Raw genomic sequence first — 21,861 nt, 5'->3', positions numbered from 1 at the left:
GTGGTGGCGTAGACGAGCTGCTTGCCCTCGTAGGGGGCGACGGTGAAGTCCTTGAGCGAGACCCAGCCCGACTTCGGGTTCGCCAGCACACCGGTGGAGTTCCACCGGTAGGTCGACGGAAGGTTGCACATACCGGTTGGCGTCGGGGTCGGCGTCGGGTTCGTCCCGCCGACCTGGACGAACTGCCACTGCTGGTTGTTGCCGCCCCAGTCGTCGTACTGGACGATGTTGGCGCCGTCGGCGGTGGAGGCGCCCTGGACCTCCAGGGCCTTGTTGCTGTTGCGGTTGATCAGGCGGACGTAACCGCCAGACGAGTCGGCCAGGCGCCACTGCTGGTTGGTGCCGTTGAGGTCGGACCACTGCACGACGGCGCCGCCGTTGGCGGTGGAGAAGCCGCTGACGTCCAGGACCTTGCCGGAGTGGCGGGACTTGACGCGGTAGTAGCCGCCGCCGGAGTCGACGAACTGCCACTGCTGCTGGTTGCCGTTGTTACGCGTCCACTGGGTGATGCGGGCGCCGTCGTTGGTGGCCAGGTTGTAGACGTCCAGGGCCTTGCCGCTGGTGCGGTTGACCAGGACGTACCAGGCATTGGTGTCGACGGTCGCCGCGTTCGCGGCGTTCGTCGAGCCCAGCGCGACCAGGAGACCGGCCAGGAGGGTGGTCACGGTCGCGATGACCGCCACCATATTTCGGCGCGGGCGCCGGGCGTGCGTGATTTCCACGATGTGCTCCTTGTTCGAGAACGACTCAACTGACACGGGAGAGCTGCCACTGCTGGTTGTTGCCGCCCCAGTCGTCGTACTGGACGATGTTGGCGCCGTCGGCGGTGGAGGCGCCCTGGACCTCCAGGGCCTTGTTGCTGTTGCGGTTGATCAGGCGGACGTAACCGCCAGACGAGTCGGCCAGGCGCCACTGCTGGTTGGTGCCGTTGAGGTCGGACCACTGCACGACGGCGCCGCCGTTGGCGGTGGAGAAGCCGCTGACGTCCAGGACCTTGCCGGAGTGGCGGGACTTGACGCGGTAGTAGCCGCCGCCGGAGTCGACGAACTGCCACTGCTGGTTGTTGCCGTTGGTGCGGGTCCACTGGGTGATGCGTCCGCCGTCGGCCGTCGACTGGTTGTAGACGTCCAGGGCCTTGCCGCTGGTCCGGTTGACCAGCACGTACCAGGCATTGGTGTCGATCGGCCCGCCGGAGGTCGGCGTCGGGGTCGGTGTCGGGTTGGTGGAACCGCCGTTGAGGGCGTTGAGCGTGCTGGTGTAGGCGGCCTTCTTGTTGCCCGAGGAGTCGAACAGCAGCGGGTTCTCCCCGGTGCGCCAGGAGTCGCTGTCGCGGATGCCCCAGACGGTGATGCCGTTGCACCGGGACACCGCCAGGCACGCCCGGGTCACCGCGGCGTAGATGTTGGCCTGGTTGGGCCCCTGGGCCACGTCGAGCTCGGTGATCTGGACGTCGACGCCGAGGTCGGCGAAGCGCTGGAGGTTGGCCTGGTAGTCACCGGAGAGGGAGCCGCCCAGGTGGGACTGGAAGCCGACGCAGTCGATCGGCACGCCGCGCGCCTTGAAGTCGCGCACCATGTTGTAGATGCCGGTGCTCTTGGCGTTGATCCCGTCGGTGTTGTAGTCGTTGTAGCAGAGCTTGGCACCCGGGTCGGCGGCGTCGGCGGCCCGGAAGGCCGCCTCGATCCAGTCGTTGCCGGTGCGCTGCAGGTTGGAGTCGCGCCGCCCGCCGGAGCCGCCGTCGGCGAACGCCTCGTTCACGACGTCCCAGGAATCGATCTTGCCGCGGAAGTAGGTGGCGACCTGGGTGACGTGGTTGATGGCGGCGTTGCGCAGGTCGGAACCGGACAGGCCCTGGGCCCAGCCGGGCTGCTGCTGGTGCCAGAGCAGGGCGTGACCGCGGATCTTCATGCCCTGTCCCAGGGCGTGGTTCACGATCCGGTTGGCGCTGGTGTAGTTGAAGCTGCCGCGCTGGGGCTCGGTGGAGCTCCACTTCATCTCGTTCTCGGCGGTCACCGAGTTGAACTCGCGGTTCAGGATGTTGACGTAGGTGGAGTCACCGAGCCGGCCGGCGGCGACGGCGGCGCCGAAGTAGCGGCCGCCTCTCTCGGCCGCCGACGCGCCCAGCGTGGAGGCGGCGTCCGCCGGAGCGGAGATCGCCGCCGACACGCCGATGGCGACCACGCCGGCGCTCAGGATGGACAGGAATCTCCGTAGCCGGGTGCGCCCGGAAGGACGAGATGAGCGATTTGGGGGGTTCATCGCGTAATCCCTTCGGTTTTACGGTGTGGTGAGGTCGAACCGGTTCACGGTCACCGCTCCGCCCAGTGACTGGGAGGCGTAGTTGAAGATGCCGAAGCGGTAGCCCATGAAGAACTGCCAGGCGTTGTTCAACGTGAAGGCCGGTCCGAGCGCGGTGAAGTTCACACCGTCGGTGCTGTAGGAGAACCGGGCCTGTCTGCCGGATCCCGGCCGGATGTCGGCGTTCACCCGCAACCAGATCTTGCCGCCCGAGATGTTCGCGCTCGCCGCCTCGGTGCCGGTGCCCGTGGTGGCCCAGCTGCTGTTCATGGTCAGGCCGTTGGTCATCACGACCCGGTTGACGCCGTTGTCGCGTTTGACGCCGATCCACGCCGACTGATCTCGCAGCATCGCCAGCCCGGAACGGTCGCCGTTGGCCATCTGCGAGTAGTCGAGCTCGATCGTCGCGGTCGACGACGGGCCCTGGATGCGGTGGGTCAGGGTGTTGCGGGCGTTGTAGAGGTCGTTGGTGACGGTCGCGGTCTGCAGGCGCAGGCCGTTGCCGGTGGAGAAGCGGCTGGTGTCGGGGTTGTGGTTCCACTCCCACCGGTGGCCGAGACTGGCCGAGGTGAAGGTGTCCGGACCGATCATCGAGGCCACGGTCTTGGAGGTCTGGATGTTCGGCTTCGGGTAGTTGACGCCCCAGCCGCCGTTGACCGTCTGGACGGTCGGCCAGCCGTCGGCGCTCCAGTTGATCGGTGCCAGAGCCGGCATCCGGCCGCCGGGGTAGGCGTCGACGAACGACATGTAGTACCAGGCGCCGTTCTGCGTCTGGACCAGGCCGCCCTGGTGCGGCACGCCGCCGCCGGAGATCGGGCCGGGCATGTTCAGCAGGACCTGGCGCATCTCGTACGGGCCGAACGGGCTGCTGGAGCGCAGCACGTACTGGCCGTTGGCCGGGCGGGTCAGCCAGATGTAGTAGTAGCCGTTGCGCTTGTAGAAGCGGGCGCCCTCAAGGGTGCCGACGCTGGAGGGGGTCTGGAACACCTGCTGGGCGCGCACCTGGCTGAGGCCGTCGGCCGAGAGCTGGGCGACGCTGATCGTGCCGTTGCCGTAGGCGACGTACATGGTGTCGTTGTCGTCGATGAGCAGGCCGGCGTCGTAGTAGCAGTTGTTGATCCGGGAGCGCTTGGTCCAGGTGCCGTCGACCGCCGACGCGGTGTAGACGTAGGTGCGGTTGAACTCGGTGCAGCCCATCCAGTAGTACGTGCTGTTGCTCGGCCGGTAGTTGAGCGTCGAGGCCCAGATGCCCTTCACGTAGGCCCGGCCGCCGTTGAGGTCGTAGGCGTTGGACTCGAAGTCCAGGCGCGGGACCGAGTGGCCCGCGTACTCCCAGTCGACCAGGTTGTAGGAGCGCAGGATCGGCGCGCCGGGCGAGTAGTGCATCGTCGACGCCGAGTAGTAGTAGGCGTCGCCGACCCGGATGATGTCGCCGTCGGCGAAGTCCTGCCAGACCACCGGGTTGGTGTAGTTACCGCCCGGACCCGGCGTCGGGGTCGGGCTGGGCGTCGGGTCCGTTCCGCCCATCTTGACGAACTGCCACTGCTGGTTGTTGCCGCCCCAGTCGTCGTACTGGACGATGTTGGCGCCGTCGGCGGTGGAGGCGCCCTGGACCTCCAGGGCCTTGTTGCTGTTGCGGTTGATCAGGCGGACGTGACCGCCGTCGGAGTCGGCGAGGCGCCACTGCTGGTTGGTGCCGTTGAGGTCGCTCCACTGCACGACGGCGCCGCCGTTGGCGGTGGAGAAGCCGCTGACGTCCAGGACCTTGCCCGAGTGGCGGGACTTGACGCGGTAGTAGCCGCCGCCGGAGTCGACGAACTGCCACTGCTGCTGGTTGCCGTTGTTGCGCGTCCACTGGGTGATACGGGCGCCGTCGTTGGTGGCCAGGTTGTAGACGTCCAGGGCCTTGCCGCTGGTGCGGTTGACCAGGACGTACCAGGCGTTGGTGTCGACGGTCGCCGCGGTGGCGGAGGAGGTGGCCACGGTGAGCAGGGCGCCGGTGAGCACGAACGCCGCCATGGCTGCGATCAACACGCGCAGGCGATTTCGCCTGATAGGGCGCATGGTTCTCCCTTCAAGAATTTGTTAGCGTTAACATGACGATCATGAAGCTGCCCGGAAGGTGGCGCACTGCCGGTCCGCGGCGCTCGACGGGGCACTGATCGGGCCGACGCGCGGTACGTGGCCCCGGCGCGGCGGCCGGGGGGCCGTAAGGCCGTGGGAGCGGAACGACGACCGCTTCCCGCCGGCGGGCCCCGCGGCCCGGTGAGGGGAGGTGCGTCCGATGCTTCTGGGCCGGCCGGAGGCCAGGTCGCGGCCGCCAGAAGTTGTTACCGCTAACATTCGAGGTTCGAGATCTTCATGGCTTGCTCCTCAGGGGGGTGATGTCGCGGAGTACATCCGACTGACCGGCCGGAGTCAACGAGTCGCGGTCCTCGCTGACCTGCGCATTGCCCTCGGCACGCTCCCCTGCCTGGACGTTCGTCCGGAGGGAGATCACCTAACGGCGCCTGCGCAAGTGAAAGTTTCACAGAAGTTACGACTTGGCAACCATAAACTTCGGGCCGAATCCAACGAATGTTCATAGCCAGGCTGTCAGATGCGGTGGCCTTCCTCCCGATCGACTCCCGGACCCGTCGGACCGGCGATCGGTCCGCCACGCGAGGTGAAGGGCCCGTGACGGTCGGGAGCGGCGAGAACGGTCATGATCGGAGAACGCGCGGCATCCCGGTACGCTCGCGATATGCCTCCGTCGAGGGGTCTCCGTCACCGGCTCGGCGTCGGCCGCCGATCGAGACGGACAGCACGACGGCCGCCGTGGCGATCGGCGTGGTCCGGAAAACCGCTCCGGTGGAGACGGGGCGAGTCGATCGCGGAGCCCGTCGTCCGCGACCGCGCGGTGGCTTTCGGGGGAGCCGAAAACTTTTTTTGATCTTGCGTAAGTTTCTGGCACGTGAACGGATTGACACCGCCGTGACGCGAACCTAGCGTTGATCGCGACGATGTTAGCGCAAACAACGACGTTGAAACGATCTTCATCGCCTTCCGGTCTTCGCGCCGGCAGGCGATTCTCTGTTCTCGAAGGAGAGTCGCTCGCCATGACCTGGCCGGTCCGTGCCTCGCCGCGGGTGGATGTCGCTCCAGGGTTCGTACGGACTCCGGATCCTTGAGAGGGCGAAGGCTCCGGGATGTGCTTCGCCGCGACCGGTGGCCGGAGGCGGCGAAGCACATGTGGATCAGGTCCGCGACAGGTCGCCGACCGTCATACGCCCGTGATGGTCCACTGGTTGTTGGTGCTGCTGTTCGGAGTCCACATGGCCACGGTGGAACCGGCGGTGCTGTTGCCCATGCCGTCCAGGGCCGTGCCGGTGCCGCGGTTGATGATCTGGTTGCGGCCGTTGCCCACGCTGTTGAGGCGCCACTGCTGGTTGTTGCTGCCGTTCCAGGCCGCCTGCCGGGCGACGGCGCCGTTGGCGGTGTTGCCCCAGCTGTCGATGACCATGCCGTTGGTGCGGTTGACGATGCGGTACCAGCCGCCGCCCAGATCGACGAGCTGCCAATGCAGGTTGGTGCTGCCGTCGTTGCTGTTCCACTGCTTGAGGTTCGACCCGGAGGCGACGTTGCCGCCGCTGTCCAGGGCCAGGCCGGTGGTCCCGTTGGTGATCCGCGCATAGGTGGGCTGCTGCGGTGTGCCGGTTCCGGTCAGGCGGTACGTGTGGCCCGCCTGACCGGTCAGCGCGATGACGTCGGACTCGGGCTTGGTGACGGTGACGGCGGCGCCGCTGCCGGTGTCGACCACCTGGTAGGTGCCGGTGAAGATCCGGTTGCGGACGTTGACGGTCCCGTCGCGGTCGAACTTGACGAGGATCTCGGTGGCCGTGCCGGAGCTCCACGTCGTGTCCACGGTGTAGCCGCCGCGCCCCCGCAGGCCCTGCACCTTCCCGGCAGGCCAGGCGGACGGCAGCGCCGGGAGCACGTGCAGCTCGCCGTTGTGGCTCTGCAGGAGCATCTCCGCGATGCCGGAGGTGGCGCCGAAGTTGCCGTCGATCTGGAACGGCGGGTGCAGGTCGAACATGTTCGGCGCGAGCCGGGCCGTCGTCACCAGGAGACGGATGAGGGTGTGCGCGCGGGCGCCCTCCTCCATCCGCGCCCAGTAGTTGATCTTCCAGGCGAGTGACCAGCCGGTCCCGTCGTCGCCGCGCAGTTCGAGGGTGCGCCGCGCGGCGGTGTACAGCGCCGGGGTGCCGCGCTTGGTGATCTGGTTGCTGGGGTGCAGGCCGTAGAGGTGGGAGACGTGCCGGTGGGCGGGCTCGGTCTCGATCCAGTCGTACAGCCACTCCTGGATGTTGCCGCGCGAGCCGGTCTTCATCGGAGGGAGCCGGTCCCGGGCGGACAGGACCCGGGTTCGGAAGTCGGAGTCGACGCCGAGCGCCTGGGAGGCCTTGGCGCAGCCGTTGAACAGGTCGCGCAGGATCTGGTTGTCCATCGTGGGGCCGGCGCAGACGCTGACGCCGCTGTGGTGGGCCAGCTCCGGGGAGTTCGACGGGTTCGTGACCAGGAACCCGAGGCTCGGTTCCTGCACGAGGGTGTCGAGGAAGAACTGCGCGGCGCCCTTCATCGCGGGGTAGTACTGCTGGAGGAACGCGAGGTCGCCGGTGAAGGTGTAGTGCTCCCAGATCAGGGTGGCCAGCCACGCGCCGCCGGTCTGCCACATGCCCCAGAACGCGCCGTCGACGACGGAGGTGGCCCGCCAGGCGTCGGTGTTGTGGTGGGCCACCCAGCCGCCCGCGTTGTACTGGACCTGGGCCGTACGGGCGCCGGTGACCGTCAGATCGTTGATCATCGCGAACACCGGCTCGAAGCACTCCGACAGGTTCGTCGTGTCGGCCGGCCAGTAGTTCATCGGCAGGTTGGCGTTGATGGTGTACTTCGAGTCCCAGGACGGCGCCAGCGAGTCGTTCCAGATGCCCTGCAGGTTGGCCGGCTGGGTGCCGGGCCGGGAGGAGGAGATCAGCAGGTAGCGGCCGAACTGGAACAGCAGCACCGAGAACTGCGGGTCGTTGACGCTGTTGTGCTGCGCGATCCGCACGTCGGTCGGCTGGTCGGCCGCCGAGGTGCGGCCGAGATCGAGCGTCGTGCGCCCGAACAGCCGCTGGTAGTCGGCGACGTGCCGGGCGCGCAGGTCGGCGAAGGTCCTGGCGGCGGCGGCGTTGAGATGCTGCCGCGCGATGCCCTGGTAGTCGCCGCTGACGTCGCGGAAGTTGCGGTAGCTGGAGCCGATCGAGATCAGCACCGTCACGCTGTTCGCGGCCGTCACCTGCAGGGTGCCGTTGGAGCTGCTGACGGTGCCGCCCTCGATGACGGCCTTGGCCAGGCCCTGGAACCGGACCGCGCCGGTCTTGCCCTCCATGTTGCCCGAGACGCCGTTGAGCGCCACGGTCGTGCCGTCCGGGCTGGATCGCGTCGTCTGCTGGGGGCTGTCGAACGTCGCGGAGAACGTGATCGAGCCGCCCCTGTCGGCGGTCAGGCGCATGACGATCACCTGATCCGGCGCGCTCGCGAACGTCTCGCGCTGGTAGCGCACGCCGTTCTTCAGGTACGACACCGTCGTGGTGGCCGTGGTCAGGTCCAGGTAGCGGTTGTACTCCGAGACCCCGGAGGTGTTGCCGAAGTTGAGTCGCAGGTTGCCGACGGTCTGGTAGGCCAGCTGGCCCGCGGGGCTGCCGAGCATGTTCTGGTCGATCAGGGTCTGGGCCTGGCTCCACTGGTTCTGGAAGACCAGCTGCCGGATCTGCCCGAGCGCCCCCGCGCCCCGGGTGTTGCTCTGGTCGTAGGGGCCGCCGGCCCAGACGGTGTCCTCGTTCAGCTGCAGCCGCTCGATGTCGACGTTGCCGAACACCATGGCGCCCAGGCGGCCGTTGCCGATCGGGAGAGCGCGCAGCCAGTCGGTGCCGGCACTCTCGTCGTACCACAGCGCCAGATCGCCTGCGGCGGTCACCGCCGCGGGGGGCGCCGAGGCGGCTCTGGCGGCCGCCGTCCACTGCAGGGGTAACAGCATGGAGCCGGCTCCGGCTGCTCCGATCTGCATCAGTCGCCGGCGTGACAGGTGGTTCTCGTCGGACATGTCGTTCCAATCGGTAGGGGGTGTGGCGGTTGGAAATGCCATGGCGGAGGAACGGGAGGGGTGCCTGAGGCGGGTTACTCCTGGACTTTGCCTCCGGTGAGACGGGACAGGATGAGGGCGATGAGGATGATGGCGCCGTTGAGGGCCTGGATCCACTGGGCGGGCACGCCGGCCAGGGTGAGGACGTTCTGGATCATGTAGAGGAGCAGGATGCCGGTGAACGCGCCGAACATGGTGCCCTTGCCGCCGTTGAGGCTGACGCCCCCGATGACGGCCGCGGCGAACACGGTGAAGATGGCGCCGTCGCCCTGGGCGGCGGCCACCGAGGCGAGGCGTCCCGACAGCAGCAGGCCTCCGAGGGCGGCGAGCAGGCTGGCGCCCACCAGGGCGGTCCACAGCACCCGGCCGGTGCGGATGCCGGCGGCCCTGGCGGCGTCCACGTTGCCGCCGATGGCGTACAGGGCGCGGCCGTAGCGGGTGAAGCCGAGCAGCACGATGCCGGCGGCGAACAGCAGCAGGCACAGCCAGATCGAGGTGGGCACGCCGAGCCACAGGGCCGAGCCGAGGTAGAGCATCGACGGCGGCAGGTTGAAGAAGGTCTGGCCGCCGGAGATGCCGGTGAGCAGGCCGCGCAGCACGATCAGCATGCCGAGGGTGACGATGAAGCCGTTGAGACCGAACCGCACGATCAACAGCGCGTTGATCGCGCCGATCAGCGCGCCGACGGCCAGGGTGACCGGGATCGCCCAGACGCCCGACAGCACGCCCAGCCCGGCGCCCGAGCCGACGGCGACGGTCAGCCAGGCGGCCACGCCCGGCGCGAGGCCGAACGTCGACTCCAGAGAGAGGTCCATCTTGCCGGCGACCAGGACGAGCGTCTGCGCCATGACCAGCAGCGAGATCTCCGACATGGTCTGCAGGATGTTGATCAGGTTGTCACCCTGCAGGAAGATCGGGTGGACGATCTGGCCGACGACGGCGATCACGATGATCGCGGGGATCAGCGCGAGGTCGCGCAGCCGGGCGAGCCGCACCCGTGGCCGTTCCTGCCGGGGGGCGTCGCTCTCCGGGGCGGGCGTACGGGTCTTCTCAGGCGTCGAGGGCATCGAGCCGGACTCCTTCCATGGCCGCCACCACGTCGTGGTCGTGCCATCCGGCGGCCATCTCCGCGACGAGACGGCCCTGGAACATCACCAGCAGCCGGTCGCACAGCCGCAGGTCGTCGAGTTCGTCGGAGGCGATCAACACGCCGCTCCCTTTCGCGGCCGTCTCCTCGACCTTGCCGAGCAGGAACTCCTTGGACCTCACGTCCACCCCGGCGGTGGGGGTGATCAGCACGAGCAGCCGGGGGTCGGAGGCCAGCGCCCTGGCCATGACGACCTTCTGCTGGTTGCCGCCGGACAGGCCCATCACGGGCAGGCCGGGGCCGGGGGTCTTGATCGCCAGTTTGGTGATCAGGGTATTGGCCAGCCGGTCACGCCGGCGGCCGTTGATCAGGCCGGCCTCGCCGAGCCGTTCGGGAACGGTCATGGTGGCGTTGTCGGCGATCGACATCATCGAGACGAACCCCTGGTGATGCCGGTCGCGGGGGACGAAGCCGACACCCGCGGCGAGCGCGTCGGGCACGCTGCCGGGGCGGGGGCGGCGGCCGCCGACCTCGATCGCGCCCGAATCGGCCGCGCGCAGCCCGGCGACGGTCTCGGCCAGTTCGGTCCGGCCGCTGGCGGCCGCGCCCGCCAGGCCGACGATCTCGCCGGCCCGGACGTCGAAGTCGATCTCCCGGTAGGCGTCGCCGTACGACAGGTCGCGCACGCCGAGCACCACGCCGGCGTCGGCGGGCACGGACGCCCGGGAGAACGCGGAGGCCAGGCCGGTGGCCTCTCCCGTCATCGCCGCCACCAGCTCGGCGTGCGTCAGGTCGGCCACCGGGGTGGTCAGGATGTGCCGGGCGTCGCGGAAGACCGTGACCGTGTCGCAGATCTCGTAGATCTCCTGCAGGTGGTGGCTGATGAACAGGAAGGTCACCCCCTGTTCCTGCAGGGCGCGGATGCGGGTGAACAGCCGGGCGATGGCGGCGGCGTCGAGCTGGGCGGTCGGTTCGTCGAGGATGATGAACCGGGCGCCGAAGGACAGCGCACGGGCGATCTCCACGAACTGCCGCTGCTCGACGTCCAGCTCGCCGGCCGGCAGGCGTACGTCGACGTCCACCGACCAGGTGGCGAGCAACGTGGCCGCCTTGTGCCGCAGCGCGCCCCAGCGGACCAGCCCGAACCGGTTCAGGTCGTGGCGGTGCAGGTAGAGGTTCTCCGCCACGGTCAGCTCGGGGATGATCGTGGACTTCTGGTAGACGCAGGCCACCCGCCGCCGCCAGGCGTCGCGGTCGGCGAGACGCGGGGCGGGTTCGCCGCCGAACCGCACCTCGCCCTCGTCGGGGGGCTGGAGGCCGGTGAGGATCGAGACCAGGGTGGACTTCCCGGCCCCGTTGCGGCCGACCAGGGCGTGGGTCCGGCCGGGCATGATCTGGATTCCGGCGCGGTCCAGCGCGACGGTCTCGCCGTATTTCTTGGTGACGCCCACCGCCTCGACGAGAGGGGTGGGCGCCGGGTCAGCCGCCAAGGTTGTTGCCCCACAGCGAGGAGTCGTCCGACTTGACGCTCGGGACGCCGCCGTAGGTGCCGCCGTCGGCGGTGACCAGGGGCGCGGAGAGCTGGTCCTCCAGCAGGCCCGGACGCACCTGGATGATGGTGCTGTCGTGGTCGGTCGCGCCGGGCTTGAACGTCTTCCCCTCGATGGCGGCCTTGGTGTACTCCAGCGCGTACTTGGCGTACTGGTCGGCCGGCTGCGAGACGGTGGCGTCGATGTTGCCGGCGGCGATCTCCTTCAGCTCCTGGGGGATGCCGTCGTTGGAGACGACGAAGACGTGCTTGGGGTCGGTCGGAGGGACCAGCAGCCCGCGCTGCTTGAGCAGCTGGAGGGTGCCCGACAGGGCGAAACTCGACTGCATGTAGACGCCCTTGATGTCGGGGTGGGCGGTGAGCTGCGTCTGGAGTTTCTGCGACGCGACGGCGCCGTCCCAGTTGGTGGCCTCGCCGAACACCGTGATGCCGGGGTAGTCGGCCTTCATGCACTCGTTGAACGCCTCGGTGCGGTCGCGGCCGTTGATGGAGGCCAGGTCGCCCTGGAGCATGATGACCTTGCCCTTGCCGGACAGCTTCTCGCCGAGGAACTTGCACGCCTTCTCCCCGTAGGCCCGGTTGTCGGCGCGTACCACCATGTAGGCGTCGCCCTGCTCGGGGCGGGTGTCGACCATGACGACGGGGATCTTCTTGGCGGTGAGCTGCTGGAGGGTGGGGGCTACGGCGGCGGTGTCCTGCGGCGCCAGCACGAGGCCCTTGACGCCCTGGCTGACGAGACTCTGCACGTTGGCGGTGAGCTTGGAGATGTCGTTCTGGGAGTTGGAGGTCTTCAGCTCCAGGCCGTTCTCGGTGCCGAACTGGGGGACGTACTTGATGAAGGAGTTCCAGAAGTCGGTGTCGGAGCGGGGGTAGTCCACCCCGACGACCGGCTTGGCGGCTCCCGGGGCGGCTGTGCCGGTGCCCGTGTCGCCGTCGCCCCCGCACGCGCCGGTCAGCCCGGCCGCCAGGGCGACGGCCGTTCCCAGGGCGAGTCCTCTTCTCATGGTCGTTCCTTTCCTGTGCTGGGCCGCAGCCGCAGTCCGTGCATGCCGCCGTCCACGGCCAGATCGGTACCGGTGGTCGAGGCGGCGAGAGGGCTCGCCAGGTACGCGACGGCCTCGGCCACCTCGTCCGCCGAGACCAGACGGCCCATCGGCTGACGGGCGGTGAGCGCCCGGCGTTCCTGTTCGGGATCGGTGGCGGCCTCCAGCAGCCGGTTCACCCACGGGGTGTCGGCGGTGCCGGGGTTGACGCAGTTGACGCGGATGCCCTCCGTGACCAGGTCGGCCGCCATGGCCCGGGTCATGGCCAGCACCGCGCCCTTGGTGGAGGAGTACAGGACCCGGCTGGGCAGCCCGGCGGTCGCCGCGATGGAGCAGGTGTTCACGATCGCCGCGGCCCGTGACGCCCGCAGGTACGGCAGCGCCGCCCTGGCCACCCGGACCATGCCGAACACGTTGACGTCGAAGACCCGGCGCCATTCGTCGTCGTCGTTGTCCTCGATCCCGCCCTGGGCTCCGATTCCCGCGTTGTTCACCAGGATGTCGATGCCGCCGAGCCGGTCCGCGGCCTCGGCCACGGCGGTCCGCACCGACGCGTCGTCGGCCACGTCGGCCCGCAGCCCGAGCAGGGGCTCGGGCACGCCGGGGGACAGGTCGAGACAGGCCACGCGGGCCCCGCGCTCGGCCAGCAGGGTGGCGGTGGCCAGGCCGATGCCGGAGGCGCCACCGGTGACGACGGCCGTGAGCCCGTCGAAGGTGCCCATCACCCCACCTCTCCCGCGGCGAGGACCGTGTCGGCGCCTGTGTCGGTGCTGGTGCCGGCGGCCCACCGGGGACCGTGCGGGTAGGAGTACTCGGCGCGCGAGGCCGGGTGCATCTCGCCGCCTCCGCCCGGTTCGAGGGGAGCGACGTACCGGCCGTCCCTGATCACCACCGGGTCGGTGAAGTGCTCGTGCAGGTGGTCGATGTACTCGATGACGCGGTCCTCGGTGGTGCCGCTGACGGCCACGTAGTCGAACATCGCCAGGTGCTGGACCATCTCGCACAGGCCGACGCCGCCCGCGTGCGGGCACACCGGCACCCCGAACTTGGCGGCCAGCAGCAGGATGGCGATGTTCTCGTTGACCCCGGCGACCCTGGCCGCGTCGAGCTGCAGGATGTCGATCGCGCCCGCCTGCAGGAACTGCTTGAACATCACCCGGTTGTGGGCGTGCTCGCCGGTGGCGACCTTGATGGGCGCGACCCGCTCCCGGATGGCGGCGTGGCCGAGCACGTCGTCGGGGGAGGTGGGCTCCTCGATCCAGTACAGGTCGAACTCGGCGAGCGGGGCCAGGCGATCGATCGCCTGGCCGACGTTCCACGCCTGGTTGGCGTCCACGGCGATGCGCACGTCGGGGCCGACCGCCTCGCGGGCCAGCCGCACGCGCCGTGCGTCCTCGGCCGGATCGGCGCCGACCTTCAGCTTGATGAGGCGGAACCCGTCGGCGACCGCCTCCTTGGCCAGCCGGACCAGCTTGTCGTCGGTGTAACCGAGCCAGCCGGGGGTGGTGGTGTAGGCCGGGTAGCCCTCGGCGAGCAGGCGCGCCCGGCGCCCGGCGCGGCCCGGCTCGGCGCCGCGCAGGATGGTCAGCGCCTCCTCCCGGGTGAGCGCGTCCTCCAGGTAGCGGAAGTCGACGACGTCGACGATCTCCTCCGGCGACAGCTCCGACAGCAGCCGCCACAGCGGCTTGCCCGCCCTGCGCGCGCGAAGGTCCCACAGGGCGTTGAGCACGGCTCCCGCCGCCATGTGGATGACGCCCTTCTCCGGGCCGAGCCAGCGCAGCTGGCTGTCGCCGGTGAGCCGGCGCGACACCCCGCCGAGATCGCCGAGCACCTCGGCCACCGGCCGTCCGGTGACCAGCGGCGCCAGCGACTCCACGGCGGCGACGGCGATCTCGTTGCCGCGCCCGACGGTGAAGGCGAGCGCGTGCCCTTCCTGCCCGCCGTCGGTCCGCACGATCACGTAGGCGGCGGAGTAGTCGGGCTCGGGGTTCATGGCGTCGGAACCGTCGAGGTATCGAGAGGTGGGGAACCGGATGTCATGGGCCTCGACCGCGGTGATCAGCTCCGTCACGGTGACCCGCTCTGGCGATACGTGCGCACGAAGGTCTACCTCCAGCTGATGTTTCCGGAAGGTGAAGGGATCTTCACCACATGGACATGGGATGTCTTTGTAATCCTCCCGGTGTGATGTGTCTAGACCTTCTGGCGAAATACCGTAAATATGAGGAATTGGCTGAATATTTCAGGCCCTGTCGCGCATGTGCGGTCCATGTTTGCCTTGCGGTGGATCGCCCTTTCACGCGAACATGGGATGTCTGTTATGTTCCCGCGGTGACCAGCGCACCGATCGAGCGACTCCACGACCGGAGGCCGTGCCCATGTCCCTGACCGACGAGGCGATCTCCCGCATCCGGGCACTCGTCCAGTCGGGTGATCTTCCTCCCGGGGCGCGGCTGCCCCCGGAGCACCAGCTCGCCGCCCAGCTCGGCGTCTCCCGCAACGGGTTGCGCGAGGCGGTCAAGGCGCTGGTCGTGGCCCGGGTGCTCGACGTACGGCGGGGCGACGGCACCTACGTGACCAGCCTGGAACCGCGGTTGCTGCTGGAAGGGCTGGGGCTGGCCGTCGAGCTGCTGCGCGACGACACGCTGCTGGAGATCGTCCAGGTACGGCGGATGCTGGAACCCGCGGCGACCGCGCTGGCCGCGTCCCGGATCTCCGCCGGACAGCTCGCCGAGATCGGCGAGCACCTGGCCGCGATGCGCGCGGCCAGCGACGACGTGGAGAAGCTGAACCACCACGACGCCGCCTTCCACCGCGCCGTGGTGCGGGCGAGCGGCAACGAGACGCTGTCCACCCTGCTCGACGGGATCTCCGGCCGCACCCTGCGGATGCGGGTGTGGCGCGGCACGGTCGAGACCGGCAGCTCGCACAAGACCATCGCCGAGCACGAGGCGATCTACAACGCCCTGGCCGCCGGTGACGCGACGCTCGCCCAGGCGGCGGCGCTGGTGCACATCGGCACGACCGAGACGTGGTTTCGCTCGGTGCTCGAGGACGTGGAGGGCCCTCCGGCCGGGGCCGTCGGCGATCAGGGCCCGGCCGGTACTAAGATCGCCGACGGGCTCTGGCCGGAGCTCGGCGGTGAGGAGACACGATGAAGATCCGTTTGGCCTACGGGGAGACCGGCCTGACGGTCGAACTGCCCGACGAGACCACCACGGTGGTGACCCCCGTCCACCACGCGGCCGCGCCCGACCAGATGGGCGCGCTGCGGGCGGCTCTGCGCGACCCGGTGTCCGGGCCGCCGCTGCGCGAGAGGGTACGGCCCGGCCAGACCGTCGCCATCTCGGCCTGCGACATCACCCGCCCCCAGCCGCGGCACCTGATGATCCCGGCGATCCTCGACGAGCTCGACGGCGTCATCGACCTCGACGACGTGACCATCCTCGTCGCGACCGGCACCCATCGCGGCAACACCGAGGCCGAGCTGCGCGCGATGTTCGGCGACACGGTCGTGGACTCCGTGCGGATCGTCAACCACGACGCCCGCGACCCGGGATCGCTCACCTACCTCGGCCGCTTCGGCAAGGACGTACCGGTATGGCTGAACACCGCCTGGGTCGAGGCCGACGTGCGGATCACCACCGGTTTCGTGGAGCCGCACTTCTTCGCGGGCTTCTCCGGCGGGCCCAAGCTGGTCGCCCCCGGCCTGGCCGCGCTGGAGACCGTGCTCACCCTGCACGACGCCGCGCGCATCGGCGACCCCCGGGCCACCTGGGGAGTGATCGAGGGCAACCCCGTGCACGACGACGTGCGGGCCATCGCCGAGGGCACCGGGGTGACCTTCGCCCTCGACGTGATCCTCAACCGGGACAAGGACATCGCGGCGGCGTTCGGCGGCGACATCCTGCCCATGCACGCCGCCGCCACCGCCGCCGCCCGCCGGGTCGCCATGCGACGGGTCGAGGCGCCCTTCGACGTGGTGGTCACCACCAACTCCGGCTACCCCCTCGACCAGAACCTCTACCAGGCGGTCAAGGGCATGTCGGCGGCGTTCCAGGTGGTCCGGCCGGGCGGCGTGATCGTCTGCGCCGCCGAGTGCCGCGACGGCTTCCCCGACCACGGCTCCTACCGTGAGGTGCTCGCCTCGGAGTCCTCCCCGCGGGCGCTGCTCGACGCGATCGCCGCCCGGCCGGTGACCGTCCCCGACCAGTGGCAGGTGCAGATCCAGGCGCGTATCCAGGCGGGCGCGCGGGTGGTGATGCACACCTCGTACCTCGGCGACGCCGACCTGGCCACCGCCCACCTGGAACAGACCGACGACATCGCGGCCACGGTGACCGAGGCGCTGGCCGCCGCCGGGCCGGGCGCCCGCGTGTGCGTGCTGCCGGAGGGCCCGCAGACCATTCCCTACCTGTCCGGCGGCCGGGCATGAGCGAACGCTCGGTGGTGGACCTGGGGTTCGCCCGGGTCGACGTGGACCGGGAGGCCCGCCAGGGGACGCCCGAGGTCGTCTACGGGCCGGGCAAGACCGCCGAGGAGATCGCCGCCATCGTCTCCGCCCTGCTCATCCGCAACACCGGCCCGGTGCTGGCCACACGGGTCGAGGAGGCGGTCGCCGGACCCGTCCTGGCGGCCGTGCCGGGCGGATCCCACGACCCGGTGGCGCGGCTGCTGGTGTGGCGGCCGGCCACGACCGGGTCCTTCGCGGTCGCGGTGGTCACGGCGGGCACGTCCGACGGGCCGGTGGCGGCCGAGGCGGCGGCCGTGGCCCGGGCACTCGGGCTGGACGTCACCGTGGTCCGCGACGTGGGAGTGGCGGGAATCCACCGGCTGCTCGCCGAGACCGGGCGGCTGCGCGCGGCGGACGCGGTGATCGTCGTGGCGGGCATGGAGGGCGCGCTGGCCAGCGCCGTCGGCGGCCTCGTGGCGGCGCCGGTGATCGCCGTGCCCACCTCCGTCGGGTACGGCGCGGCCCTGGAGGGCGTCACCGCCCTGCTGGCGATGCTGTCCTCGTGCGCCGCCGGCCTCACCGTGGTCAACATCGACTCCGGCTTCGGCGCCGCCATGGCCGCTCACCGTCTCGCCCACACCGCCACCCGCCGCGCCTCCCCGCCCTCCCCGTCCCCGGCGGGCGCGGAGGCGGCGGAGCAGGGGGCAGGGCCGTGATCTGCTGGGTCAACCCGTTCACCGGGCTGGCGGGGGACATGCTGCTGGCGGCGCTCATCGACGCAGGGGCCCCGCTGGACGGCATCCGCGCGGCGGTGGGATCGACCGGTCTCACCGGCTGGGAGCTGACGGCCGGGCGGGTGGCCAGTCACGGGCTGGCGGTGACCCGGGTACGGGTCGTGGTCACCGACACGGCGACCGAGCGGCGGGCGGCCGAGCTGATCTCCATGGCCGGGGCCGCCCGGCCGGAACCGGTCGCCGCCCTCGCCACCGCCGCGCTGCGGGCGATCGCCGAGGCGGAGGGCGGGATCCACGGCGCCGACCCCGGCCGGGTGCACCTGCACGAGCTGGGCGGCCACGACGCCCTCGTGGACATCGTCGGCGTGGCCGCCGCGCTGCACCTGCTCGGCGTCACGGCCGTGCACTGCGCCCCGATCCCCCTCGGAACCGGCACGGTGACCACCCGCCACGGCGTGCTGCCCGTACCGGCCCCCGCGACCGCCGCCCTGCTGCGGGGGGCCCTGGTGACCGGCAGCGACCTGCCAGGGGAGACCGTGACCCCCACGGGGGCGGCGCTGCTGCGCGCCATGGGAGCGCGATACACCCCGCCGCCGGCGATGACCCCGGTGGCGACCGGCTACGGCGCGGGCACCCGGGAGCTTCCCGACCGCCCGAACGTCGTCGCCGTCACCATCGCCGAGCCCGCCCGCGAGGCCGGCACCGAGCCCCTGGTCGTCCTGGAGACCAACCTGGACGACGTCACCGGCGAGGTGCTCGGCCACACGATCGCCCGGGCCCTCGACGCCGGCGCCCTGGACGCCTGGGCCACCCCGGCCACCATGAAGAAGGGCCGGCCCGCGCACGTGCTGCACCTGCTGTGCCGCCCTCCCTCCGCGCCGGCCCTGCGGGACCTGCTCTTCGTCGAGACCGGCGCGCTCGGCGTGCGCGAGGCCGCGGTCGAGCGCACGGCCCTGCCCCGGCACACCACCGAGGTGGACCTGGCGGGCCATCGCGTGCGTGTCAAGCACGGACCCCACGCGGCCAAGCCCGAACACGACGACGTGGCCGCCGCCTCGGCCGCCCTCGGCCTGTCCCTGCGCGAGACGGCCGCCTGGGCGCTGCGGCTGACCCGCGAACGACCCCCTATGTGAGAGAGACCGGGATGACCTCCGACGCCAAGATCACCGCACTGCTCGACCGGTTGACGCCCCTGCCCTCGCTCGCCGTCGCCTTCTCCGGCGGAACCGACTCCGCGCTGGTGCTGGCGGCGGCGGTCCGGGCACTCGGGACCGGGCGGGTGCTGGCGGTGACGGCGGTCTCCGACAGCCTGGCGGCCGAGGAACTCGACGCGGCCCGGCGGTTCGCGGCCTCCCTCGGCGTACGGCACCTGCTGCCGGCCACCGCCGAGATGGCGAACCCCGCCTACCGCGCCAACGGCCGCGACCGCTGCTACTTCTGCAAGTCGGAGGTACTCGACGTGATCGGCCGGGTGGCGGCGGAGCACGGCGTCGCACACGTCGCCACCGGCACCAACGCCGACGACGCCGTCGACCCGTTCCGGCCGGGAATCAGGGCCGCCGACGAGCGCGGGGTGCTCGCCCCGCTGCGCGACGCCGGTCTGACCAAGGCCGAGGTACGTCGGGCCGGCAAGGCGTGGAACCTGGTCACCTGGGACAAGCCTGCCGCGCCCTGCCTGGCCAGCCGGGTGGCCTACGGCGTGGAGGTGACGCCGGCCCGGCTGCACCGGATCGAGACGGCCGAGCGGGCGGTGCGCCGCCTGCTGGTCCGAGCCGGCCTGCCGGTCACCGACCTGCGGGTACGCGATCTCGGCGACCGGGTGCGAGTGGAGGTGGCCGCCGACCTGACGCCCCGGGCCGCCGGCCTGCCGGGCCTGGTGTCGGCCGTACGCGAGGCCGGCTTCCCCGGTGCCCAGGTGGAGGTGGCGGCCTTCCGCTCCGGAGCCCTGAACATGGAGCCGCTCCGCCCGTGACCGGCCGGGGACGCCCCGCGCACCGGGATCGCCCGCGCGGGGCCCCGGTGACCGGGAGGCCGTACGGGCCGGTCACGGTCCGGCGAACCCGGGCCGGCTCACGGTGAGGCCGCCGAAACCGGACCGGCGCGTCACGCCGGCGGCGTGGGAGACGGTGATCGACCCGGCGTCCCACCTCCCCGCGGCGGGTCGAGCGGGGCCGGCGTCAGCGACCTGTCCAGGACGTAACCGGTCTCGCCGGCCTGGAAGATCACCGTCGCCTTGACGGGCACGTGACCGGCCGGGGTCGTGAACGACCCGGGGGCCGTGATCCTCCACGTCTCGGTGTCCGAGGCGCCGGGGGGCAGCACGCGTCTCACCGGCCTGCCGGCGCGTTCGGCCCGCCGGCCCTCGGGGACGGCGATCGAGACGGTCAGGCCGGTGACCGGGTGGTCGCCCAGGTTCTCCACCGTGGTGGTGACGGTGGCCGGATCACCGGCGCTCACGGTGACCGGACCGGCCGCGAGGAAGGCGCCGACCGGGGGACGCCGCGGGTCGGGGGCGCCGCGGTACGGGCCGGTGGGGCCCGCGTTGTAGATCACCCGGCTGGCCTCGATCGGGAGGTTGCCGCCGGTGACGGCGATGGTGCCGCGGACGACGTTGCCGCGGTCGCCGTGGGCGATGCCGGTGATGGCGGGGTTGGTCACGTAGTTCTCGACCAGCGTGAGGTCGCCGGTGTGGTTGCCGTTCTGGGTGTTGGCGTGCGCCCACGGTCCCGCGGTGTCGAGGAACACGTTGCGGCTCACGCTCAGGTACCGGGAACCCTCGTCGAAGTACAGGCCGAACTGCCCGCTGTTCTCGCAGTGGTTCTCGTCGATGACGCCGCCGGGTATCGCCGAGAGCGCGTAGACGCAGCTCGCCTCGGACAGCGCCTGCACGACGTTGCGCACGTGGTTGCCCACGACGCGGACGTCGCTCAGGGTGGTCGGCGTGTCGTGGACGGGCTGGAAGTCGTAGAGCCCCCGGGCGAGATAGTCGGGACTGCCCCCCGGGTCGTTGGCGCCCCAGCCGTAGCCGAGCCCGATGCCTATGTACGGCATGTCGGAGACGTAGTTGTGCTCGATCGTCAGCCGCGTGACATAGCTGGCGAGGATCGCGGCCTGGTCCAGGTACTCGAGCGCGGTCGCGTGGACGCGGTTGTCCCTGAGCACGATGTCGCTGTTGACCATGCGAGGGTCGGACGGGTGGTGCGCGTCGGGGCGCACGCCGCCGACCACGATGCCGCCGCCGGAGCTCGCGGTGAACGTGCTCCCCACGACCGAGACCCCGTGCGCGCCCAGTCCCACGCCGGTGGCGTGGGCGCCCGCGTCGTTGCCGATGCCGAGCCCGACGGAACCGAGGTTGACGAAGGTACAGCCGACGAACGCGATGTCGTCCGCCGCCGACACCTGCACCGCCGCGGCCGCCTGCTCCCAGCCGTCACGGGAGGCCTCGAATCCCGTGCAGCCGATGGAGCACGAGGTGAACGCGTCAGCCGGCCGGTGGGGCTGGACGCCGCTGACGAACACGCCGGTCTGCTGGTTCGCGTACCCGTCGGGCGAGCCGGGGCGCAGCCACGTGGTGCCGGTGAAGGTCAGGCCCTCGAACCGCAGGTCGCGGGCCGGCTCGTCGTAGGTGCCGCCGACCTGGAGCAGTGTTTCCAGCCGCGGCAGCTCCACCCGCGCGCGCGAGAGGTCCTGCCCCGGGAGCGGCTTGTAGTAGAGCGTCCCCGCCGCGGGGTCCAGATACCACTCGCCCGGCTCGTCCAGGAAGCTCCTGGAGTTGAGCAGGAAGAACCTCGGCGTGCGGAACGGAGCCTGGACGGTGTCGTAGCCGTAGGTGTTGTTGTCCCAGGCCGGCTGCCGCATGACGACCGTGGAGCCGGAGATGCTCCGCACCGGCGCGAACCGGTTGGTGAACGTCAGCATCGCCTGGAAGTCGATGCGCCCCTGGTCGGGCAGGCCGGCCAGGTAGGCGAGGTCCGGGTTGTCGATGGTGAAGCCGGTCGGGGTCAGCGTGATGTCGCCGGGTGCCAGCTCGATCCGCGCACGCTGCGCTGGGATCCCGTCGACGTAGAGCTGCCGGCTGTCGAATCCGGTGCCGACGTGGGCGCGGTAGACGCCCGTGGCGCCGTCGGGCTCCCAGCCGGTGACCGGCTGGGAGCCGCTCAGCACGGGCGTGGCCCCGGGCGCCGCCTTCCAGGTCACGGTGTGCCCGTTCCTGCCGGAGTCGGCGGCGTCGAGGCGCAGCGGCGAGGCCGGCCGGTAGGTCCCGTCCAGGAGCAGGACGGTGACGTCGCGGGTTCCCTCGGCCGCGGCCTCGCGCGCCCGTCGCCGTGCCTCCTCCAGGGTCGCCAGCGGACGGTCCGTACCACCCGGCCCCCTGTCGTCGGCGTTCCCGGCTCCGGGGGGCGCGACCACGATCGTGTGGCCCGCCCGGACGGCTTCCGCCCGGGTCGCGACCGATGTACGTCTGTGCGGCACGGGTGACGGACACACGTGCGTTCCCTTCTTCCGGTCCGGGACGCGTCATGGACGGTCGGCG

General features: G+C 70.9%; 15 protein-coding genes. 5 read left to right on the top strand and 10 right to left on the bottom strand.

The genetic code is table 11. The features are described 5' to 3' along the window. From ACVCAG_RS44325 to ACVCAG_RS44285, 9 genes are all read right to left on the bottom strand, one after another. A partial coding sequence (locus tag ACVCAG_RS44325; protein WP_447191581.1) for a non-reducing end alpha-L-arabinofuranosidase family hydrolase occupies positions 1-722 on the bottom strand: 722 nt, incomplete at its 3' end. Positions 723-747: 25 nt separating this feature from the next. Beyond that, positions 748-2,259 (bottom strand): endo-1,4-beta-xylanase, encoded by a 1,512-nt coding sequence (locus ACVCAG_RS44320; RefSeq protein ID WP_447191580.1) that lies wholly within the window; start codon positions 2,257-2,259, stop codon positions 748-750. An 18-nt stretch (positions 2,260-2,277) separates the two neighbouring features. After that, positions 2,278-4,332 carry a family 43 glycosylhydrolase gene (locus ACVCAG_RS44315; RefSeq protein WP_447191579.1) on the bottom strand — a complete coding sequence of 685 codons (2,055 nt, stop codon included), beginning with the start codon at positions 4,330-4,332 and terminating at the stop codon, positions 2,278-2,280. A gap of 1,228 nt (positions 4,333-5,560) precedes the next feature. Continuing rightward, positions 5,561-8,422 (bottom strand): glycosyl hydrolase family 95 catalytic domain-containing protein, encoded by a 2,862-nt coding sequence (locus ACVCAG_RS44310; RefSeq protein WP_440089665.1) that lies wholly within the window; start codon positions 8,420-8,422, stop codon positions 5,561-5,563. Between the two features lie 74 nt (positions 8,423-8,496). Then, a complete protein-coding gene (locus ACVCAG_RS44305) occupies positions 8,497-9,528 on the bottom strand; it encodes an ABC transporter permease (protein WP_447191578.1) in 1,032 nt (343 codons plus the stop codon). Beyond that, on the bottom strand, positions 9,512-11,038 hold the full coding sequence (locus ACVCAG_RS44300) for a sugar ABC transporter ATP-binding protein (protein ID WP_447191577.1): 1,527 nt from the start codon (positions 11,036-11,038) through the stop codon (positions 9,512-9,514). The genes ACVCAG_RS44305 and ACVCAG_RS44300 overlap by 17 nt, the downstream gene beginning before the upstream one ends. Next, positions 11,028-12,101 carry a sugar ABC transporter substrate-binding protein gene (locus tag ACVCAG_RS44295; RefSeq protein ID WP_447191576.1) on the bottom strand — a complete coding sequence of 358 codons (1,074 nt, stop codon included), beginning with the start codon at positions 12,099-12,101 and terminating at the stop codon, positions 11,028-11,030. The genes ACVCAG_RS44300 and ACVCAG_RS44295 overlap by 11 nt, the downstream gene beginning before the upstream one ends. Then, on the bottom strand, positions 12,098-12,862 hold the full coding sequence (locus tag ACVCAG_RS44290) for an SDR family NAD(P)-dependent oxidoreductase (RefSeq protein WP_362698397.1): 765 nt from the start codon (positions 12,860-12,862) through the stop codon (positions 12,098-12,100). The genes ACVCAG_RS44295 and ACVCAG_RS44290 overlap by 4 nt, the downstream gene beginning before the upstream one ends. After that, positions 12,862-14,211 carry an enolase C-terminal domain-like protein gene (locus tag ACVCAG_RS44285; protein WP_447191575.1) on the bottom strand — a complete coding sequence of 450 codons (1,350 nt, stop codon included), beginning with the start codon at positions 14,209-14,211 and terminating at the stop codon, positions 12,862-12,864. Before ACVCAG_RS44285 ends, ACVCAG_RS44290 begins: the two co-directional genes overlap by 1 nt. 307 nt (positions 14,212-14,518) lie before the next feature. Between ACVCAG_RS44285 and ACVCAG_RS44280 the strand changes: the two genes are divergently transcribed. The 5 genes from ACVCAG_RS44280 to larE are packed head-to-tail and all read left to right on the top strand — an operon-like array spanning position 14,519 to position 19,299. Then, positions 14,519-15,298, top strand: a complete 780-nt coding sequence (locus ACVCAG_RS44280) for an FCD domain-containing protein (protein ID WP_440089656.1) — start codon at positions 14,519-14,521, stop codon at positions 15,296-15,298. After that, positions 15,295-16,575, top strand: coding sequence for a nickel-dependent lactate racemase (larA, locus tag ACVCAG_RS44275; RefSeq protein WP_447191574.1), 1,281 nt, complete (start codon positions 15,295-15,297; stop codon positions 16,573-16,575). Before ACVCAG_RS44280 ends, larA begins: the two co-directional genes overlap by 4 nt. Beyond that, positions 16,572-17,309, top strand: a complete 738-nt coding sequence (larB, locus tag ACVCAG_RS44270) for a nickel pincer cofactor biosynthesis protein LarB (protein ID WP_447191573.1) — start codon at positions 16,572-16,574, stop codon at positions 17,307-17,309. The genes larA and larB overlap by 4 nt, the downstream gene beginning before the upstream one ends. After that, positions 17,306-18,460, top strand: coding sequence for a nickel pincer cofactor biosynthesis protein LarC (gene larC, locus ACVCAG_RS44265; protein WP_440089650.1), 1,155 nt, complete (start codon positions 17,306-17,308; stop codon positions 18,458-18,460). Before larB ends, larC begins: the two co-directional genes overlap by 4 nt. Before the next feature lie 11 nt (positions 18,461-18,471). Further along, a complete protein-coding gene (larE, locus tag ACVCAG_RS44260) occupies positions 18,472-19,299 on the top strand; it encodes an ATP-dependent sacrificial sulfur transferase LarE (protein ID WP_440089648.1) in 828 nt (275 codons plus the stop codon). Between the two features lie 131 nt (positions 19,300-19,430). Here larE and ACVCAG_RS44255 read toward each other — a convergent pair whose 3' ends face one another. Beyond that, entirely contained in the window at positions 19,431-21,800 is a 2,370-nt protein-coding gene (locus ACVCAG_RS44255; protein WP_447191572.1) for an NEW3 domain-containing protein, read from the bottom strand. Positions 21,801-21,861 lie beyond the last annotated feature (61 nt).

This window comes from Streptosporangium sp. G12, assembly GCF_052983175.1.
The sequence above is the reverse complement of the archived record's forward strand: the minus strand, read 5'-3'. Positions and strand labels throughout refer to the sequence as shown.